An 18,771-nucleotide genomic window follows, 5' to 3' on the forward strand; every position below is an offset into this window, starting at 1 on the left:
TACAACTCGTTCTTTAAACGATAATCGTTTGTGTTTTTTTTCCATAATTCAACAAAGATAAAATTTATCATTTGTTGCGTTAGGTTTTTGAATTCTCCACCTCTTTTTCATCGCTATAAATAACTTGTTGCGCCTTTATGTACACTTTAGCATTCTGTTTAAAAAAAGCGTCATTATCAGATTCATCTGTAAATTTTGACGTGTAAATTTCAAGAAAATAATCTGGAAAATTGCCTATCTTTTCTCCTTTTACAATGCGTTCTTTAAGTGCTAAATTCTCTACATACATTTGCTCCATTAGAGCTGCCATTTCCGACATTTGGTACATTTCAAATTCTTTACCTTTGGAAGGTTTAGTAGAACAAGAAGTCGAATCTTTTTTTATTTCAACTTTTTTTTCCTCTTTCTTTTGACAAGAAAAAAATAAAATTGATGCTGCAAAAACTATAAAAAATCGATTCATTATTTTTTAATTAAAACACCAGTTGCTTTAAAAGCATAAGTGATTTCTGGTTTTGTAATTTTATTAATTTCTGCCTGAGATTTTCCGGCATCTTTAGCATAGTGCTTCAATTCGTCTACAGTTACAACATCAATAAATGCTATTCCGTTTACAATTGCTTCCGAATTATCGGCGTTTAATGGTACAAAAAAGCCATAATCTTTAAATCTAACAAACGACTGATTATCATCTGATAAATCCATTTGCATCCAGCAACCTTTTTTCTTACAAACTTCTTTAATAGTCGATTTAAATTTAACTGCAACAGAATCGCCTTTTTTTAATGTCTTGTATTTTTTAAGCATTTCCTTATTTGTCAATACTTTGCTGGCTACAAATTTTTCGCCAAATAAGGCATAATCGTTAGTATTAATCGCTACACTTTCAACTTTAGATTTTTTTGCTTTCTTAGCTACAACCTGAGAAGTAGCCGAAAAACTTAAAAAAAGAACTATTAATAAAGATATACTATTTAATTTTTTCATTTTTAATTGAATTTAACTTTGAAGCAAAAATAATGAGTTATTGAAAACTTTAATACAAAGTAAGTACTTTTTTTTCAAAATTATTATCAATTAGATAATTATAAAGGAGATCGAGTGAGAGATTAGAAAAACGAAATAAAATATTGAAATTTGATAAAATTACCATCCAAATTTTTCTTATTTTAGCGAAATATTATAAGTGAATTGAAATTAATACCTAAAAAAAATACAAGACATTAATTTTCAAATACTTATACACAACCTACCTAAATAATTTACAACATAATGAGTTTAAAAAATACATTCGAAATCGATATAGTTAAAGCTACTTCATCTAAAATTGATACTATTGATTTTGAAAATCTTGCTTTTGGAAATATTTTTACAGATCACATGTTGCTGTGCGATTTTAAAGACGGTGCTTGGCAAAAACCAATTATCAAACCTTATGAACCTTTTTTAATTGATCCATCAGCAAAAGTTTTTCACTACGGACAAGCGATTTTTGAAGGTATGAAAGCTTACAAAGACGAAAAAGACGAAATTTGGTTGTTTAGACCCGAAGAAAATTTTCACCGATTTAATAAATCAGCTGTAAGGATGGCAATGCCAGAAGTTACAGAAGAAATATTTATTGACGGATTAAAAACTATTTTGGATATTGAGCGCAATTGGGTAAAAAAAGGTTTGGGAAATACACTTTACATTAGACCATTTATGATTGCAATTGGCTCTGGAGTGATTGCTCAACCGTCTACACAATATCGTTTTATGATTATTTTATCTCCTGCAAAATCGTATTATTCTGGCGAAGTTAAAGTTATCATTGCAGAACATTATAGTCGTGCTGCCAATGGAGGAATTGGTGCAGCAAAAGCAGCTGGAAACTATTCGGCGCAATTTTATCCAACAAAATTGGCCAATGAAAAAGGATTTCAACAAATTATCTGGACAGATGATGCCACACATACCAAGCTTGAAGAAGCAGGAACAATGAATGTTTTTTTTAGAATAAATGACACTTTATATACTGCTCCAACAAGTGAAAGAATTCTTGATGGTGTAACTAGAAAAAGTTTAATTGAACTAGCAAAACGCGAAGGAATGGATGTTGATGTTCGTCCTGTATTGGTAGAGGAATTAGTAAATGCCGCCAAGGATGGAACTTTAAAAGAAATTTTTGGTGCAGGAACTGCTGCTGTCGTTAGCCCAATTGTAGCTTTTTCTTATCAAGGAACTGAATATCAATTACCAAAAATTGAAAACTCATTTGCACTACAATTAAAAGATAAATTAAACAAAATTCAGTACAAACTTGCCGAAGATACTTTTGGATGGACAGTTAAGGTTTAGTTTTTAGTTTTTAGTTTTTAGTTTTTAGTTTTTAGTTTTTAGTTTTCAGTTTTCAAAACTAAAATATTGGAATTTAAAAGGCGATTTTTCTACAGAAAAATCGCCTTTTTTTATGCTTAAAACTACCATTTACGATTCTAAATAGAAAACCATTTTTTTACCATCACACTTTCTGTTGGCGTTGCATTTTTATGAGCAAACTCATTCGTTTTTCCGTCGTATAAATACTCCTTTTCCCATTCTTGATGATGCATTGCTAATTGTTTAATGCTGTCACAAACAAACTTCATCTCCTCTGAGGTTGTGGTTGGATGAATAGACATTCTTATCCATCCTGGTTTTTTAATTAAATCACCCGAAATTATTTGACATACTAAATCGTGTGACGTTTCTTGATCTACATGAAGTAAATAATGCCCATAAGTTCCGGCGCAACTGCATCCACCACGAGTTTGAATTCCGAATTTATCATTTAGCATTTTCACACCTAAATTAAAATGCAAATTATCAATATAAAATGAAATTACTCCTAACCTATCTTGATGTTCTTGGGCTAAAATTTTAATATTTTCAATGTTTCCTAATTCTTCAAAAACATATTCAACCAATTCATGTTCACGAGCCAAAATATTAGTGACTCCCATTTTTTCCTTTAACTGAATTGCCAATGCTGTTTTTATAACTTGAAGAAAACCAGGTGTTCCGCCATCCTCACGATCTTCAATGTTGTCAATATATTTATGTTCACCCCAAGGATTTGTCCAAGAAACGGTTCCGCCACCGGGACAATCGGGTACATTATTTTTATATAAATTTTTATTAAAAACTAAAACTCCAGAAGTTCCTGGACCACCAAGAAATTTATGTGGCGAAAAGAAAATTGCGTCAAGATAACTTTCTTTATCGACTGGATGCATGTCAATAGCAACATACGGACCAGAGCAAGCGAAATCTACAAAACACAATCCTTTATTTTGATGCATAATTTTGGCAACTTCGTGGTATGGGGTTCTAATTCCGGTTACGTTGGAGCATGATGTAATTGATGCAATCTTGAAGTTTCTATCTTTATATTTTTCTAGAATAATTTTTAGTTGATTCAAACAAAATAATCCATCTTCATTGGCCGGAATAACTTCTACATCTGCCATCGTTTCTAACCATGACGTTTGATTGGAATGATGTTCCATGTGTGAGATAAAAACAATTGGTCTTAACTCTTTTGGTAATGTAATAAATTCTTTAAGATTTTCTGGAATTTTAAGACCTAAAATACGTTGAAATTTATTTACGACACCAGTCATACCGGTTCCAGTATTGATTAAAACATCATCTTGTGTTGCATTTACATGATGTTTAATAATGTGTTTTGCTTCGTGATAAGCCATTGTCATTGCCGTTCCCGAAATTGTAGTTTCGGTATGTGTATTGGCTACAAAGGGACCAAATTCATTCATTAATTTTTCTTCAATTGGCCGGTACAATCTTCCGCTTGCAGTCCAATCGGTATAAATGATTTTCTTTTTACCAAAAGGAGAATCAAATTCTTGATCAATTCCGATAATATTTTCTCGAAACTGTTGAAAGTAAAGTTCTAATTCTGTAGTGATTTCGGTAGTTGTCATCGTTTGTTATTTGAGCTCAAATATAAGAAATTTTGACAATTAAATTATTGATTAATTGGCAATTGAAAACAATATTTTTAAATAGATTTATTCTTTTTTAATGGCGTTAATAATCCAATCAAGTTCGGTATCTAAACCTTCAATTTTATCTTGAATAGATGGTTTAATTTCATAGTCAGGATAAATTCCGTGACCAATGACGTTGGTTTGATTGGTTGTTTTTATATCCATTAGTCCAATTCTTAGAGGCAATTTAGAATTAGGAAGTGTAACAACAGGCAATAATCCTGCAACGGTTGTGTTAAATCCTCCACCGGTTTCTTCTCCAACAAAAGTAACTTCTTTATTGGATTTTAGCGAAGAAGATAATAAACAAGCTGCCGAGAAACTTCCGCCATTGATAATAACATATATTTTTCCCGAAAAATGATTGCTTTTACTTGACCTTTTTTTAGTTCCAACTAAAGAATACGTATATATTCCGTTTTTATCTTTCTTAGTTCTCAAAGTAGAGAATCCCATGTAAAAAGGATAAAATGCTGCTGCAAATGGATAGGCAATAGTTGGAATTTTACTGAATAATCCTAATTTCCATAAACTTGTTTTGGAAGTTACAATTGCCGGTTGAAGCATTGTGTATTCTTTATCTGTCAAATAAGAATAAAGTTCAACAACCTCTTCAACTCTACCTCCAGGATTGTTTCTTAGGTCAATAATTAAGGTTTTAGTTTTCTTTTGTTTTAACTTTTCAAATATTTCGGCGTAGGCTTTATAATACTTTCCTTTTGAAAAATCTTTAATTTTTAAAACAGCTACAGAACTATCTTGTACAATAAAATTCAAATTTTTGCTATACGTTTTACTAAGTTCATCGTATCCATATATACGTTTTATTTTTTTTTCTAATTTATTTTTTTTGGCATCAACTTTAATAGTGGTTACAGCAACTTTATTTACTTTTTTTTCTGTTTTAAAACGGCTTATTACACTATTTTTTAAAGAATCATTTTGCTTAAAAACATAATGCAAACTATCATTAATTCCTATTTCACTCGTCATGTAGGTAGAAAATCTTTTAGAAAAACCTCTAGAAAAATAAGTGGTATTAAATCCGTCTGAAGTGTATGTTTTACGATATTTATTATGAATTTCTTGAGGTGTAATTTTATTTATAGATACAACTTCTGCTCCTAGATTAATTCCTTTATCTTTCGATTTATTTTTTACAACATATAACTTATCATAGATCCATTCAAAATCAAATTGTGATAAAGGTCCGGTGCCCAATTTGGCCAAACGTTTTTGTTCTTGTTTTCCTATTCTTTTAAAGGGCGGAGATAAAGTCATGTGTCCTTGTCTTACAGAAGCTACGATTGGACTCATTACAAAGAAAAATTGTTTACTAGTTAGTGGTTTAGTTATACTTTTTCTTAAACTATCAAACTTGCCATTAAGTTCATTTTTAGAAATATACATGTACAAACTAGGATGTAATTTTTCAAGTTTATGTTGAACATAATCAACATCTTTAATCAACTTGTTGATTGCTATTGGTTTGCCGAGATTTTCATTATATTTTTCTACCGAACTGCAATTTGCAAATAGTAAAATTAATAGGATATAACTACTTAATAAAGTTGCTTTATTTTTAATATTCATGAAATTCAAATACATAAAAGTTATTTTTCTTAGATTTTCAAATATACATTTATTTGGTATTTAATAAAAATAAGTTTTTAGAATATGATAGTATTAACTACAACTTTCTTTTAAAAAAAAACACTAAATTTGAAGTACATACAACAGACACAATGCAATTAAAAATAAACAACAGATTTAGTTCAGAATTACCAGCCGACACTAATGAATCTAATAACACTAGACAAGTTTTGAATGCTTGTTTTTCTTATGTAACACCCAGAATTCCTTCTAATCCAAAATTAATTCACACCTCAATTGAAGTTGCCGCTTTAATAGGAATTTGTGAACTAGAAACCCAATCTAAAACATTCTTGGAGATTTTTTCTGGAAAAAAAATACTTTCTAATTCTAGACCTTATGCAATGAATTATGCCGGACATCAGTTTGGAAATTGGGCAGGTCAATTGGGAGATGGTAGAGCTATAGTTTTAACAGAAATTGAAATTAAAGAAGCATTTTATACCCTACAATTAAAAGGTGCTGGAAGCACACCTTATTCAAGAAGAGCAGATGGACTAGCGGTTTTACGCTCTTCAATTCGTGAACATTTGTGTAGTGAAGCTATGCATTATTTGGGAGTACCAACAACTCGTTCCTTGTCATTAATTTTAACTGGTGATGAAGTGTTGCGTGATGTAATGTATGATGGAAATCCAGATTATGAAAAAGGAGCTATAGTATGCAGAGTTGCGCCAACGTTTATTCGTTTTGGAAGCTTTGAACTTTTTTCGGCATCAAATGACCGTATTAACTTAAAAAAACTTACCGATTTTACTATTAAATATTACTATCCAGAAATAACTTCTAATGGGAAAGAAAAGTATTTAGATTTTTTTAAAATTGTTGTTCATAAAACGTGTGAAATGGTTGTTAATTGGCAACGTGTTGGCTTTGTTCATGGAGTTATGAATACAGATAATATGTCTATTCTAGGTATAACAATTGATTATGGACCATACGGTTGGCTGGAAGATTACAATCCTAATTGGACACCAAATACAACAGATAAAGAAAATCGTAGGTACCAATTTGGAAATCAGCCAGAAGTTGCACAATGGAATTTATATCAATTAGCAAATGCCTTGTATCCTTTGATTGAAGAAGCTACTCAATTGGAAACAATTTTAAATGATTTTCAGACGCAATATGACACTTACTATTTAGATATGATGCGAAGTAAATTGGGTTTTAAATTAGACTATAAAGAGGACAAAAAGTTAATTTCAGACTTAGAAAAAATACTACAATTATCTGAAACAGACATGACAATTTTTTTTAGACAATTAGGTTTGGTAAAAAAAGATCATTCTCCAGAATTTGCAATTTCTATTATAAATAATTCTTTTTATAAACCACAAGAAATTAAAAAAGAGGTACTTAATACTTGGCACAGATGGTTTAAAGAATACATAGAAAGATTAAATCTAGAAAATAGTACTGATGAGTCTAGAAATGAGTACATGAATACTATAAATCCTAAATATGTGCTTAGAAATTACATGGCGCAACTTGCTATTGAAGCAGCCAATAAAGATGATTATTCTTTAATTGATGAATTATTTGAACTACTTAAAAAACCTTATCATGAACAACCTCAACATGAAAAATGGTATGCTAAAAGACCCGATTGGGCTAGAGATAAAATAGGAAGCTCTATGCTATCATGTAGTTCTTGAAAAAAAATTATCTTTTCAATGAAAAGTGTGATTTAAACTCTCTTAATTCTACTTCACCTTTTAAGTTATTTTCTTTATATTTCACAATGAACCAATAATCTGTTGCTGGCATTAAAGTTCCATTATAATTTCCGTCCCATCCTGATCCCATTGGGCTTATCTGTTTTATCATTTTGCCAAAACGATCAAAAATATGAATTTGCGCTTCTGGAAAATTATTAAAATAATAAATATTCCAATAATCATTTTGTCCATCGTTATTGGGAGTAAAATATTTTGGATAACCCATAACAGTAACTTCTTTAGAAATCACGGTACACGTAGTATCGTCAGTAATTGAAATAGTGTGCACTCCAGATGGAATTTGATAAAAAACATTAGAAGTTTGAAAAGCACCATTATCCAACTGAAAATAAAATGGTCCTGTGCCACCTTGAACTAAAACAGTTAAAACATTATTATCTGTAAAGGTATCATCAATACTTGTTATAAAATCGCTGGCCATTTGTGCCGAAATTATAGTAGCGAATACTTGACTTGAAGCACAACCTGTTGCCAAATTTGTTGCAACAACAGAATAATTTCCAATAGCTGTTGCCGTGTATGTACTTTGTATAGCAAGAGGAATTAATGTTCCGTTTAGAAACCATTTAAAAGAATAAATTGAACTGCTTAAGCCACTATCAAATGTATAGCTTCGGGCAAGATTTCCAGATGGATCAAAACAAATATCACCATTCAATAAAGTTGGAGCTGGAAGAGGATTTATAATTACTGTTGTTGTAACAACCGATGAAGAACATCCTGCACCAGAAGGAATTGCATAAGTTACTAAATAGGTTCCAACATCACTTGCGCTTGGAGTAATTGCTCCAGTTGTACTATTAATAACTAATCCTGCTGTAGAAGTATATACTCCGTTGGTGTAAGCAAATGTTCCTGATAGAACTACTGGTTGCGGAGTTAAAACATCTCTACAAAATGGTGAACTATAACTGATATTTGCAGTTGGCAATCCAGTAATTATAATGTTAGTTGTAGCTGGAGCTAACGTGCAACCTGGTGCTGCAGGAATTGTATAAGTAACTACATAATTTCCAGGAGTACTACTACTTGGATTTATATTTCCCGAAACTGGATCTATGGTTAATCCTGAAGGAGCACTAAAAATACCTCCGGTGTAGGCAAAAGTACCCGAAAGAGTTACCAATTGTTGCGCCGTTAATGAAGTACAAAAAGGTGTTCCCAAATAACTAATTAATGCTGTTGGAAAAGAATTGATAATAACGTTAGTAGTAATAGGAAAACCAACACATCCGCCAATTGATGGTACATTATAGGTAACTACATAATTTCCTGTAACACTCGAGCTTGGTTGTATTGCACCAGTTGCACTATTAATTGTTAATCCTGGAGTTGAAGTAAATGTTCCGCCAGTATAAGCACCAGTTCCTGATAATGTAATAGATTGTGAAGAAGTTAGATTTCCACAATAAGGTGAGTTTTGATAATTTATAGTTGCTGTTGGTGATTGTGTAATAGTAACATTTCTGGTAACAGGAGGAACAGTACATCCATTTGCAGTAGGAATTGTATAGGTAACTGTATAATTTCCGGGCGAACTCATACTTGGAATTATTGCTCCAGTAACAGAGTCGATATTTAAGCCAGATTGTGCAGTAAAAACACCTCCAGTATATAAATTAGTCCCAGTTAAGTTAACAGATTGTGGTGTTGTAACTGATGTACAAAAGACTCCACCAGTATAAGTTATATTGGCTGTTGGTTCTTGATAAACAGTTATCTGATATGTTGTTGTACTTGTACATCCAAGAGCATTAGAAATTGTAAATGTCACATTGTAATTTCCAGGTAATGCATAACTATGTGTTGGATTTTCAATATTTGAAGTCGTTCCGTCACCAAAATTCCAAAGAAATGTGTCTAATATTGTTCCAAATGGTAATGCGGTTGTATTTGCAAAAATAGCGTTATCATAGCATGTATTAGTAATACTAAAATCGGCCACAGGATTAAAAAGAGTAAGATTTGTAGAAATATTTACAGTACATCCTGTTACAGAAGTTAACAAACAAGTATAAGTCAATCCAGCATTAGGATTGCTAACATTTATTGACTGAGTAGTAGCACCTGTATTCCACAAATAGGTAAAACCAATTGGTGCCGTTAATACTGCTGCCAAAGATCCTGTACAATATGTTGAACTAATTTGTAATGGAGAACAATATGCATCTACATAAGCATAACCATAATGTGCACCCAAAGAACAATCGCCTGTTGCAAATTCAATAGTAATTGTTTGTCCTGCATATGCACTTAAATCTAATCCAACCGTAGTCCAATCTTTATATCTGATATCACCATTACAAGTTTGAAAACCAGGTATATTACTTCCAGAAACTACTGTATATTCGCCACAAACAGGATCTATAAGAGCACCAGCAGCGTTTAAAACTCTAATTTGAAAACGAGGTTGCTCACTAGGTGAATGTGATGGATCTTCAAGAACTACTGCATACTTATAAATAAACAAAGAATTAGAAGGTGTTATTGTCATTGAATAGGTAAGCTTTTCAGCTTCTGAATTGGTATTGTCATTTCCTAACCTAGCAGAATATAATCCTCCGGGCGCAACGACCGTAACATTACCGCAAGTATTTGGATCTGTTCCTGTACCGGTCATTATTGTATGACGTCCAGTTATAATACCTGAACTTAATGTACTTATTGGGCAACAATAACCAACGCCTCCTTGCCAACCAGTTAATGTACCTGACTCAAAATCTGAATTTGGGCACGAAGATTGTTGCGCAAAAATTGTGGTATTTATAAATAAAATTAACAATATAAAAAATAATTGTATCTTTTTCATCGCATCTTTTTTTTGAGAATGGATCTAATAAAATGTCTTAAGAACCATTATATTTTAAACTTTTTTTCCTTGTTCGTTTCAAGTAACAATAATAGAAGTTTTTTTGCAAATACAAACAAAAATTTTGTTTTTTTTCATACAAAAAATCCTATGTTTAAATAATTGTAAAATTCTTTAAAAATGTGTTACCAAAAGATTAACAAGAAAAAAAAATAAATACCAATACTAAAAAAACCTTTTGATTAGAAATATCTAATTAAAAGGTTTTTAAACTTTAAAAAGTCTGAAATAAACTTAAATTAAATTCCAGCAATATCTTTAATCTCAACAATAATTCTTTTGGCCAAATTATCAGCTAGCTCTTGCGTTGCAGCTTCAGTATAAATTCTAATAATTGGTTCCGTATTTGATTTTCTTAAATGCACCCAGTTTTCGGCGAAGTCAATTTTTACACCATCAATTGTAGTAATATCTTCATTTTTATACTTTTCTGTCATCGCAACTAAAATCGCATCAACATCAATCTGTGGCGTCAATTCAATTTTATTTTTACTCATATAGTATTGTGGATAACTTGCTCTAAGTTCGGCAACGGTTTTAGTTTGGTTTGCCAAATACGTCAAGAACAACGCAACACCAACAATACTATCACGACCATAATGCGATTCTGGATAAATAATTCCGCCATTTCCTTCACCACCAATTATAGCATTTGTAGCTTTCATCAATTCTACCACATTCACTTCACCAACCGCACTTGCTTGGTAATTTCCGTTATGTTTGTTGGTAATGTCACGCAGTGCACGAGAAGAACTCATATTAGAAACCGTATTTCCTGGAGTTTTACTCAAAACATAATCGGCAATGGCAACCAACGTATATTCTTCGCCAAACATTTCGCCATCGTTAGAAATAAACGCTAATCTATCAACATCAGGATCTACTACAATTCCGAAATCGGCTTTTTCTTCTACTACCAATTTACAAATATCTCCCAAATGTTCCTTCAAAGGTTCTGGATTATGAGGAAAATGTCCGTTAGGTTCGCAGTATAATTTTACGCATTCCACGCCCATTAATTCTAATAATTTTGGAATGATTATTCCTCCAGATGAATTTACTCCATCAACAACAACCTTATATTTCTTAGTTTTTACCAAATCGGCATCAACCAAAGGTAAATCTAAAACATCATCAATATGAATATCCATATAAGCATCATTCACAGTAATTTCGCCAAGAGAATCAACATCTGCAAAATCAAAAGCTTCACTTTCGGCAATTTCAAGAATCAATTCGCCTTCTTTTCCGCTAAGAAATTCACCTTTAGAATTCAATAATTTCAAGGCATTCCATTGTTTTGGATTGTGCGATGCGGTTAAAATAATTCCGCCATCAGCTTTTTCCATAGGAACTGCAATTTCAACGGTTGGCGTTGTAGAAAGTCCCAAATCGATAACATCAATTCCTAATCCAAGTAACGTATTCATCACCAAATTATGAATCATTGGTCCAGAAATTCTCGCATCTCTTCCAATAACTACTTTTAGTTTAGAATTGTGAGTTTCGCGTTGCGAGTTTTTTAAAAATGTTCCGTACGCCGAAGCAAATTTTACAGCATCAACTGGCGTTAAATTATCGCCTACTTTTCCGCCAATGGTTCCACGAATTCCTGATATAGATTTTATTAAAGTCATTGTTTTATTTTAAATTTTGAATGATAAATTTTAAATTCATACAAATATAATTTAAAATTTAAAATTCATCATTTATAATTATTATTTTAGACGAATGAATTTTCTTGCACACATATATCTTTCTGGAAACAACGATTTGCTTAAAATTGGTAATTTTATGGCCGACAGCATTCGTGGAAATTCCTATTTGGATTATCCAGACGAAATTAGAAAAGGTATTTTGTTGCATCGTTACATTGACACTTTTACTGATGCGCACCCAATTTATAGAAAAAGTAAACATAAACTTCATGAAAAATACGGACATTATTCGGGTGTGATAATGGATATTGTTTATGATCATTATTTGGCCAAAAATTGGGCAAAATATTCTGATGAAAAATTGGAAGACTATGCGGCAACTTTCTACAAATTACTTCAAGATAATCATGGACTTCTGACAGAGCAAATTCAGAAAATGATGCCTTATATGATTGCAAGAAATTGGCTTGTTAGTTACGCAAGTTTAGACGGTTTAGAAATGATTTTATTTCAAATGGATTACCGAACCAAACATCGAGTTCACATGCAAGAAGCAATTGTTGAAGTGAAGCAATTTTACACAGAATTTGAAGAAGAATTTACATTATATTTTGAAGAATTACAACAACATTGCAAAGAGAAACTACTTGAATTATGAAAAAAATAATTGTAACATTTTTACTTTTCACCTTCTTCTCCCAAGCCCAAAAAGGATTAATAACTCCTAAAGCAATGGTGGTTTCGGCACGTGAAGAAGCTTCGCTAATTGGCGTTGAAATCATGAAAAAAGAAGGAAATGCCTTTGATGCTATGGTTGCAACCGAATTGGCACTTGCAGTTTCCTATCCGTATGCAGGAAATATTTCTGGTGGCGGATTTATGGTTTATCGATTGAATAATGGCGAAACTGGCGCATTAGATTATCGTGAAAAAGCACCAATGAAAGCTTCAAAAGATATGTATCTTGACGCCAACGGAAATGTAATTCCAAATTTATCTGTCAACGGCGCATTGTCTGTTGGAGTTCCTGGAACTATCGCTGGATTATTTGAAGTTCATAAAAAATTCGGAAAATTATCTATTGAAGAAATTATGAAACCTGTAATCGCTCTCGCGAAAAAAGGCGTTGTTGTAACCGAAAAACAACTGAAGCAAATAAATGATAATAAACAAGAAATAAGTAAAGTTAGCGGTAACGAAACTTTGTATTCTAAAAATTATAAAGTTGGTGATACCATAAAATACAACGCCATCGCCGAAACCTTAATTCAGATTATGAAGAACGGTAAAGACGAATTTTACAAAGGAGAAACAGCAAAGAAAATAGTAACTTTTATTCAGAAAAACGGCGGCATTATTTCGATGGAAGATTTGGCTAATTATGAAGCAAAATGGCGTACTCCAATTCGTTTTAAATATAAAAATTTAGATATAATTTCGATGTCGCCACCATCAAGCGGCGGAATTACTTTAGCGCAAATTATGACGATGATTTCAGTTTATGATGTTTCTAAATTTAAGCATAATTCTGAGAAATATATTCAATTACTAGCAGAAGCCGAACGACGCGCTTATGCCGATAGAAATTATTTTCTAGGCGATCCAGATTTTGTGAAAATACCTAAAGATAAATTGCTTGATAAAATGTATTTAAAAGATAGAATGAAGAGTTTCAATTGGGAAAAAGCAACCAAATCATCAGAAGTAAGTCATGGTGAAATTTCGATTTCCGAAAGTAATGAAACTACACATTATTCTATTGTTGATGCCAATGGTAATGCGGTTTCAGTAACAACTACATTAAATGGAGCTTATGGTTCGAAGTTGTATTCTAACGAATTGGGATTCTTTTTTAACAATCAAATGGACGATTTTTCTGCAAAACCTGGTATTCCAAATTCGTACGGATTAGTTGGTGCCGAAGCCAATAGCATTGCGCCACAAAAAAGAATGTTAAGTTCAATGACACCAACAATTGTAGAAAAAAATGGTAAACTTTTTATGGTTTTAGGAACGCCTGGCGGATCAACCATAATAACTTCCGTTTTACAAACAATTTTAAATGTTTCCGAATTTAAAATGGGAATGCAAGAAGCCGTAAATGCACCAAGATTTCATCATCAATGGTTGCCAGACGAAGTGTTATTTGAACCTAATAAATTTGAAAAATCAATTGTAGAAAACCTTACTAAAAAAGGATTCAAAATTAATGAAAAATCGGCACCAGTTATAGGAAAAGTCGATGCGATTTTGGTTTTACCAAATAAAAAACTTGAAGCTGGAGCAGATAAACGTGGCGATGATAAAGCGGTTGGATTTTAAAAAATTATTGCATTTCGTCTAATAAAACGTTTGTCACAATTTTAGTTTTATTACCAAATTCTTTTTCAAAATCAAACATGAAAATCTTTTGATTGACTTTAATTTTTGAAGTTATTCCCAATTTGGTTCTTGTAATTGTATATTCTGATTTCCAACTATTAAAAGTCACCAAATTAAAATTAGCTTCCTCCGAAACTGTAAAAGTTATAGGTTCGGAAATTAATAATTTTTGAATGAATTGTTGCAACGGAATTTTATCAAACGATGCCGAAGTAAAATCAATAATCATTGCATTTTTATTTCGATACAATTGATTGATATTGGTTACAACTTCTTTTTTTAAATCATCTCTCAACGAAGCATTGGTAAGCATTTGAAAATAATTAAACAAATCTTCAATCTTAGATTTAGAATTTTCTTGATAAACAGCTAGCACATTTGGAGCATATTTAGAGCTCAAACTTACTTGCGCATTATCTGAGTTGCTTGATTGCGCCTTACAAATAAAGCTAAACATTAGAAAAACGATACTTAAAAAACTATTTTTCATGCTATTCTTGTTTGATTCTTATAAACTGGATTTTATTGTTTTGATCGTTTTTAATTTCGATAATTTTCATCCTTCTTACGGATGGCGTAGGAACAATTAGCTTTTGCGAAAATTCACTTTTATTAAAAAATTCTACACCCAAATCGTTTTTCAACAACACTAAAACTTCTAAATTATCTGACAGTATTTTGTCTAATTGTACTTTTCGCGTTTCCCAATTTTTTATGTCCGATAGCATAAATGCTTTGAGCATCATAGCGAAATCATCTGGCGTTAAATCTACATTATTTGTTGACTTAACTTCTGTTTCATTTGAATTTAAATCTATCGTTTTTGTTTTGTAAAAAGGACTTTTGATAACTATTTTCGACTTTTTATCATCTGAATTATCAATGATAACTTTTCCTTCTTTAACTTCTAATTGTTTTGAAACTGAGTCTTTAACCTCATATACTTTTACTTCTTCTGAATTTACTTTTTCATTGGTAAACTCATTATTTAACTGAATCGTTTTTAGTTCTGGAACTTCTTTTTTGTAAAAAATTACAAAAGCAATTGCAAGGACAAAAATCAACGTTAAGACAATAAACCAAAGCATTTTTTTAGATGTTTTAGATGCTTTAATCTCCAAAACATCTTTAGTTTCTGCTATTTCTTCAAAAACAAACTCATCCCAACCTGAAAAACCTACAAATTCCGATAGAATATTCAACATATCTTTTCGTGGAATTTTACTATTAGTTTCGGGTTTCAAATGCGTGTAAATCCATTTTTCGCTGATGGTTTGCTTACACTTTTCTTCGATTGAACCAATCAAATTCTGAATATCCTGTGAACTAAAATTTTTCCAATTTCCTTGAAAAAAAGGAAACTGCTCTTGATATTTCAAAAGTACTTTTTCTTTTAATTCTTGAAAATGTTGTAGTTCGGTCATTTCTAAATTAGGTTCAAATGTAGATTAAGTAGCTTTTACTTTTACTGAAAAGTAGCTGTAAAACGACTGTAAATGTAACCAAAAATCTTTACAGTGAGTTGAAAGTAGTTTTGCTAAACCAACTTTAAAAAGCAGATGTACTATTGCATCAATAATTTTAAAAACATATAAAAATGAACACAAAAGCAATTTACTTATTTTTACTTTTCATCAGTTTTAATTCTAGTTTTTCGCAAATGAGCGGCAATGTGGTTTACAGTACCAATCGAAATTCAGATTATGCAACCAACAATGGAGTTGGATTTAATTTAACTGACAACAACTTAACTTTTAAAGTTAAAATCTTGATGAATAAAAAAGCAGATCGATTTCAGGTTATTTTAGGATTGAATGAAGAAGCTAATACTGTTGAAAGTTGTAATTCACAAATAAATCAAAGAATTGATGGTTTTGTTAGCAAATTATCTAAACTTGGAATTAAAAAAGAAGATTATTACATCGATTTTATTTCGCAAACTAAAATTTATGATTATACTGTTACAACAAACAAAGCCGAACAATTTGAGAAAGGTTTTGAAATTAAAAAGAACATTATTATTACAACAAAATTATTAAAAAACATTGATGAAATGATTGAAATTGCTAGTCAATTTAAAATCTATGATGTTATTAAAATTGATTATTTTTCGGATAATTCATCCCAAATTTATGACTCCTTATTTGAAGAAGCAATCAAAATAGCTTCAACAAAAAAAGACAAATATTTAAAAGGTTTTAACAAGCGAACCGTAGGAAATCCAACAGCTTCCGACCAATTTTTTGTAATTACACCCGAAAGTCAGTACAAAAATTATAAAGCATACGAAAGTTCAGAATTTGAAACCTATTACAACTCATCAAATGCTACGGTTATGAAAAAAATAGCGCGAAAAAACAACACTTTTTATTATGATGGAACTTCGCAAGTTGATGTTGATAAAGTAATTAACAATTCGTCTCCAGAGGTTGGCATTCAATATGTATTGACTTTGAATATTTCATATAAAATTGATACTTCAAATTAGATAATCAAATCAAAAAAAATCCGATGAAAATGCACTTCATCGGATTTTTTTTAGACAATGAATTTATAAAACACTATTTTTGTAATTACTTTAGTCTAAAATTATAATGTCCAATCGTAAATCGGTTTCACTCCAACTTTTATTGAGAAAACTCGCTCGAAAATTTGAAGCGGTTATTTTTCTTTGCAAACAGCTTTTATCTGAAAGAAATTTCATTTATCTGGCATGTGTGTTGGTCGGAATTTCTTGTGCTTTGGCAGTAATTGTTTTAAAAAGTTTTGCTCACAATGTATTTGTTTTTGCTAATTATGTAAACGGATTTCTAAAATTTCCGTTCTTTTCGATTCTGTTACCAATTATCGGAATTCTACTAACCGTTTTTGTAATACGTAGAGTTTTAAATGGTGAATTGGAAAAAGGAAGTTCCAAAATATTGTATGCTGTTGCTAAAAAAGGCGGAATTATTCCCAAAAAACAAATGTATGCGCAAATTATTACAAGTTCATTAACCGTCGGTCTTGGTGGTTCTGCAGGTTTGGAAAGTCCAATTGTAATTACTGGTGCCGCATTTGGTTCTAACTTTGCTCAAAAATATAAACTTTCACAAAAAGATAGAATTTTGCTTCTAGCTTGTGGCGTTGCAGCCGGAATTGGAGCCGCATTTAACGCACCAATTGCAGGTGTGCTTTTTGCAGTTGAAGTAATTCTTACTGATGTATCGATTTCTGCTTTTATTCCGATTATAATTTCTGGTGCAACTGGTGCTTTGGTTTCTAAAGTGATTTTAAGTCAAGATGTGATTTTAAGTTTTAAAAATGTTCAGGAATTTAATTATCATAACACACCTTATTATATTGTTTTAGGAATTCTCGCCGGATTAGTTTCAGTTTATCATGCTAGAAATTTTAGAAAAGTAGAACATTTTTTTGGCAAATTAAAAACTGGAGTTTATAAAAAAGCATTGTTTGGAGCTAGTATTTTAGCGCTATTAATTTTTATATTTCCGTCACTTTTTGGAGAAGGTTATGAAAGTATCAAAACATTATCTACATCACATCCTGAGAATTTATTAAACAATACTTTTCTTGAAGGATACAAAAGTAAACAATGGATTCTGCTGATTTTTGTTGGAATTATAGTCTTGCTAAAATCCTTCGCAACTGGCTTAACGCTTGGTTCAGGTGGAAATGGAGGTAACTTTGCTCCTTCGCTGTTTGTTGGTTCTTATTTGGGATTTTTTGTTGCTAAATTTATGGATATAACCAATATCAATTCGCATCTTCCAGTAACAAATTTTGCAATAGTTGGAATGGCAGGAATTTTATCAGGATTGTTTCATGCGCCATTAACTGCGATATTTCTTATTGGAGAAATTACTGGCGGTTACGATTTGATGGTTCCGTTAATGATAGTATCGTCTATAAGTTATGCGGTTTCTAAGCAATTTGAAAAACATTCGATGGACGTAAAAGCACTTGCCGACAAAGGCGAAGTTTTTACTAGTGATAAAGACAAAAATATATTGCAAAGTATTGATTTTTTAAAGCTTGTTAAAACAGATGTTATTTCAATTTCATTGGACAAATCGCTTCAAAATTTAGTAGAACATCTATCCACTTCCAACCAGCAATTGATTCCGGTTTTGGATGAAAAAAACAGACTTCTTGGCGTAGTTGATTTTGAACAAATCCGACCAATAATATTCAATCCATATCGAATAAAATTTACCATGATAAAGGAAGTTTTATCGCAACCAAAAGAAATTATCCTTCATGACGACGGCATGGAAACCATCATGGACAAATTTGAAAAAACTTACGAAACATTACTTCCTGTTATTAAAAACGGAAAATTCTTTGGCTTAATTTCTAAAGTTGAAATTTTAGAAGCTTATCGAGAAAAGTTGAAAGAAATGGTTATTGAATAAAATTTTGATATTCGAATAAAA

14 protein-coding genes are annotated in these 18,771 nt (G+C 31.3%); 6 read left to right on the forward strand and 8 right to left on the reverse strand.

Annotation, left to right across the window (positions count from 1 at the left end):
* Window positions 1–79: 79 nt before the first annotated feature.
* Together ACH2CG_RS09245 and ACH2CG_RS09250 are read right to left on the reverse strand one after the other, a co-directional pair.
* A complete protein-coding gene (locus ACH2CG_RS09245) occupies window positions 80–463 on the reverse strand; it encodes a hypothetical protein (RefSeq protein ID WP_395064444.1) in 384 nt (127 codons plus the stop codon).
* The gene (locus tag ACH2CG_RS09250) at window positions 463–987 is read right to left on the reverse strand and encodes a DUF4920 domain-containing protein (protein ID WP_395064446.1); all 525 of its coding nucleotides are present in this window, start codon (window positions 985–987) and stop codon (window positions 463–465) included. Before ACH2CG_RS09250 ends, ACH2CG_RS09245 begins: the two co-directional genes overlap by 1 nt.
* Window positions 988–1,272: 285 nt before the next feature.
* Between ACH2CG_RS09250 and ACH2CG_RS09255 the strand changes: the two genes are divergently transcribed.
* Window positions 1,273–2,340 (forward strand): branched-chain amino acid aminotransferase, encoded by a 1,068-nt coding sequence (locus ACH2CG_RS09255; RefSeq protein WP_395064448.1) that lies wholly within the window; start codon window positions 1,273–1,275, stop codon window positions 2,338–2,340.
* Between the two features lie 137 nt (window positions 2,341–2,477).
* Here the strand turns inward: ACH2CG_RS09255 and ACH2CG_RS09260 are convergent, their stop codons facing one another.
* Both ACH2CG_RS09260 and ACH2CG_RS09265 read right to left on the reverse strand, forming a co-directional pair.
* The gene (locus ACH2CG_RS09260; protein ID WP_395064450.1) at window positions 2,478–3,965 is read right to left on the reverse strand and encodes an aminotransferase class V-fold PLP-dependent enzyme; all 1,488 of its coding nucleotides are present in this window, start codon (window positions 3,963–3,965) and stop codon (window positions 2,478–2,480) included.
* An 87-nt stretch (window positions 3,966–4,052) separates the two neighbouring features.
* Window positions 4,053–5,639, reverse strand: a complete 1,587-nt coding sequence (locus ACH2CG_RS09265) for a S41 family peptidase (RefSeq protein ID WP_395064452.1) — start codon at window positions 5,637–5,639, stop codon at window positions 4,053–4,055.
* Between the two features lie 137 nt (window positions 5,640–5,776).
* Here ACH2CG_RS09265 and ACH2CG_RS09270 point away from each other — a divergent pair, with 137 nt between their 5' ends.
* Entirely contained in the window at window positions 5,777–7,342 is a 1,566-nt protein-coding gene (locus tag ACH2CG_RS09270) for a YdiU family protein (RefSeq protein WP_395064454.1), read from the forward strand.
* A gap of 7 nt (window positions 7,343–7,349) precedes the next feature.
* Here ACH2CG_RS09270 and ACH2CG_RS09275 read toward each other — a convergent pair whose 3' ends face one another.
* Window positions 7,350–10,235, reverse strand: a complete 2,886-nt coding sequence (locus tag ACH2CG_RS09275) for a T9SS type B sorting domain-containing protein (protein WP_395064456.1) — start codon at window positions 10,233–10,235, stop codon at window positions 7,350–7,352.
* Between the two features lie 299 nt (window positions 10,236–10,534).
* The gene (gene glmM / locus ACH2CG_RS09280) at window positions 10,535–11,932 is read right to left on the reverse strand and encodes a phosphoglucosamine mutase (protein WP_395064457.1); all 1,398 of its coding nucleotides are present in this window, start codon (window positions 11,930–11,932) and stop codon (window positions 10,535–10,537) included.
* 94 nt (window positions 11,933–12,026) lie between these two features.
* Here glmM and ACH2CG_RS09285 point away from each other — a divergent pair, with 94 nt between their 5' ends.
* Window positions 12,027–12,611: an ACP phosphodiesterase gene (locus ACH2CG_RS09285; RefSeq protein WP_395064459.1), complete on the forward strand. Its 585-nt coding sequence runs from the start codon at window positions 12,027–12,029 to the stop codon at window positions 12,609–12,611.
* Window positions 12,608–14,275: a gamma-glutamyltransferase gene (gene ggt, locus ACH2CG_RS09290; protein ID WP_395064461.1), complete on the forward strand. Its 1,668-nt coding sequence runs from the start codon at window positions 12,608–12,610 to the stop codon at window positions 14,273–14,275. The genes ACH2CG_RS09285 and ggt overlap by 4 nt, the downstream gene beginning before the upstream one ends.
* Window positions 14,276–14,279: 4 nt before the next feature.
* Here ggt and ACH2CG_RS09295 read toward each other — a convergent pair whose 3' ends face one another.
* Window positions 14,280–14,825 carry a hypothetical protein gene (locus ACH2CG_RS09295; RefSeq protein WP_395064463.1) on the reverse strand — a complete coding sequence of 182 codons (546 nt, stop codon included), beginning with the start codon at window positions 14,823–14,825 and terminating at the stop codon, window positions 14,280–14,282.
* 1 nt (window position 14,826) lies between these two features.
* The gene (locus tag ACH2CG_RS09300; protein WP_395064465.1) at window positions 14,827–15,759 is read right to left on the reverse strand and encodes a hypothetical protein; all 933 of its coding nucleotides are present in this window, start codon (window positions 15,757–15,759) and stop codon (window positions 14,827–14,829) included.
* 173 nt (window positions 15,760–15,932) lie between these two features.
* Between ACH2CG_RS09300 and ACH2CG_RS09305 the strand changes: the two genes are divergently transcribed.
* Entirely contained in the window at window positions 15,933–16,823 is an 891-nt protein-coding gene (locus ACH2CG_RS09305; RefSeq protein ID WP_395064467.1) for an SIMPL domain-containing protein, read from the forward strand.
* A 106-nt stretch (window positions 16,824–16,929) separates the two neighbouring features.
* A complete protein-coding gene (locus ACH2CG_RS09310) occupies window positions 16,930–18,750 on the forward strand; it encodes a chloride channel protein (RefSeq protein ID WP_395064469.1) in 1,821 nt (606 codons plus the stop codon).
* The last annotated feature ends 21 nt before the right edge of the window (window positions 18,751–18,771 follow it).

This window comes from Flavobacterium sp., from assembly GCF_043778725.1.
GTDB lineage: Bacteria > Bacteroidota > Bacteroidia > Flavobacteriales > Flavobacteriaceae > Flavobacterium.

Bases quoted from the DNA above. Each gene is read 5' to 3' on its own strand.
- ACH2CG_RS09245 (WP_395064444.1), bottom strand. From the start codon at position 463: ATGAATCGATTTTTTATAGTTTTTGCAGCATCAATTTTATTTTTTTCT.
- ACH2CG_RS09250 (WP_395064446.1), bottom strand. From the start codon at position 987: ATGAAAAAATTAAATAGTATATCTTTATTAATAGTTCTTTTTTTAAGT.
- ACH2CG_RS09255 (WP_395064448.1), top strand. From the start codon at position 1,273: ATGAGTTTAAAAAATACATTCGAAATCGATATAGTTAAAGCTACTTCA.
- ACH2CG_RS09260 (WP_395064450.1), bottom strand. From the start codon at position 3,965: ATGACAACTACCGAAATCACTACAGAATTAGAACTTTACTTTCAACAG.
- ACH2CG_RS09265 (WP_395064452.1), bottom strand. From the start codon at position 5,639: ATGTATTTGAATTTCATGAATATTAAAAATAAAGCAACTTTATTAAGT.
- ACH2CG_RS09270 (WP_395064454.1), top strand. From the start codon at position 5,777: ATGCAATTAAAAATAAACAACAGATTTAGTTCAGAATTACCAGCCGAC.
- ACH2CG_RS09275 (WP_395064456.1), bottom strand. From the start codon at position 10,235: ATGAAAAAGATACAATTATTTTTTATATTGTTAATTTTATTTATAAAT.
- glmM (WP_395064457.1), bottom strand. From the start codon at position 11,932: ATGACTTTAATAAAATCTATATCAGGAATTCGTGGAACCATTGGCGGA.
- ACH2CG_RS09285 (WP_395064459.1), top strand. From the start codon at position 12,027: ATGAATTTTCTTGCACACATATATCTTTCTGGAAACAACGATTTGCTT.
- ggt (WP_395064461.1), top strand. From the start codon at position 12,608: ATGAAAAAAATAATTGTAACATTTTTACTTTTCACCTTCTTCTCCCAA.
- ACH2CG_RS09295 (WP_395064463.1), bottom strand. From the start codon at position 14,825: ATGAAAAATAGTTTTTTAAGTATCGTTTTTCTAATGTTTAGCTTTATT.
- ACH2CG_RS09300 (WP_395064465.1), bottom strand. From the start codon at position 15,759: ATGACCGAACTACAACATTTTCAAGAATTAAAAGAAAAAGTACTTTTG.
- ACH2CG_RS09305 (WP_395064467.1), top strand. From the start codon at position 15,933: ATGAACACAAAAGCAATTTACTTATTTTTACTTTTCATCAGTTTTAAT.
- ACH2CG_RS09310 (WP_395064469.1), top strand. From the start codon at position 16,930: ATGTCCAATCGTAAATCGGTTTCACTCCAACTTTTATTGAGAAAACTC.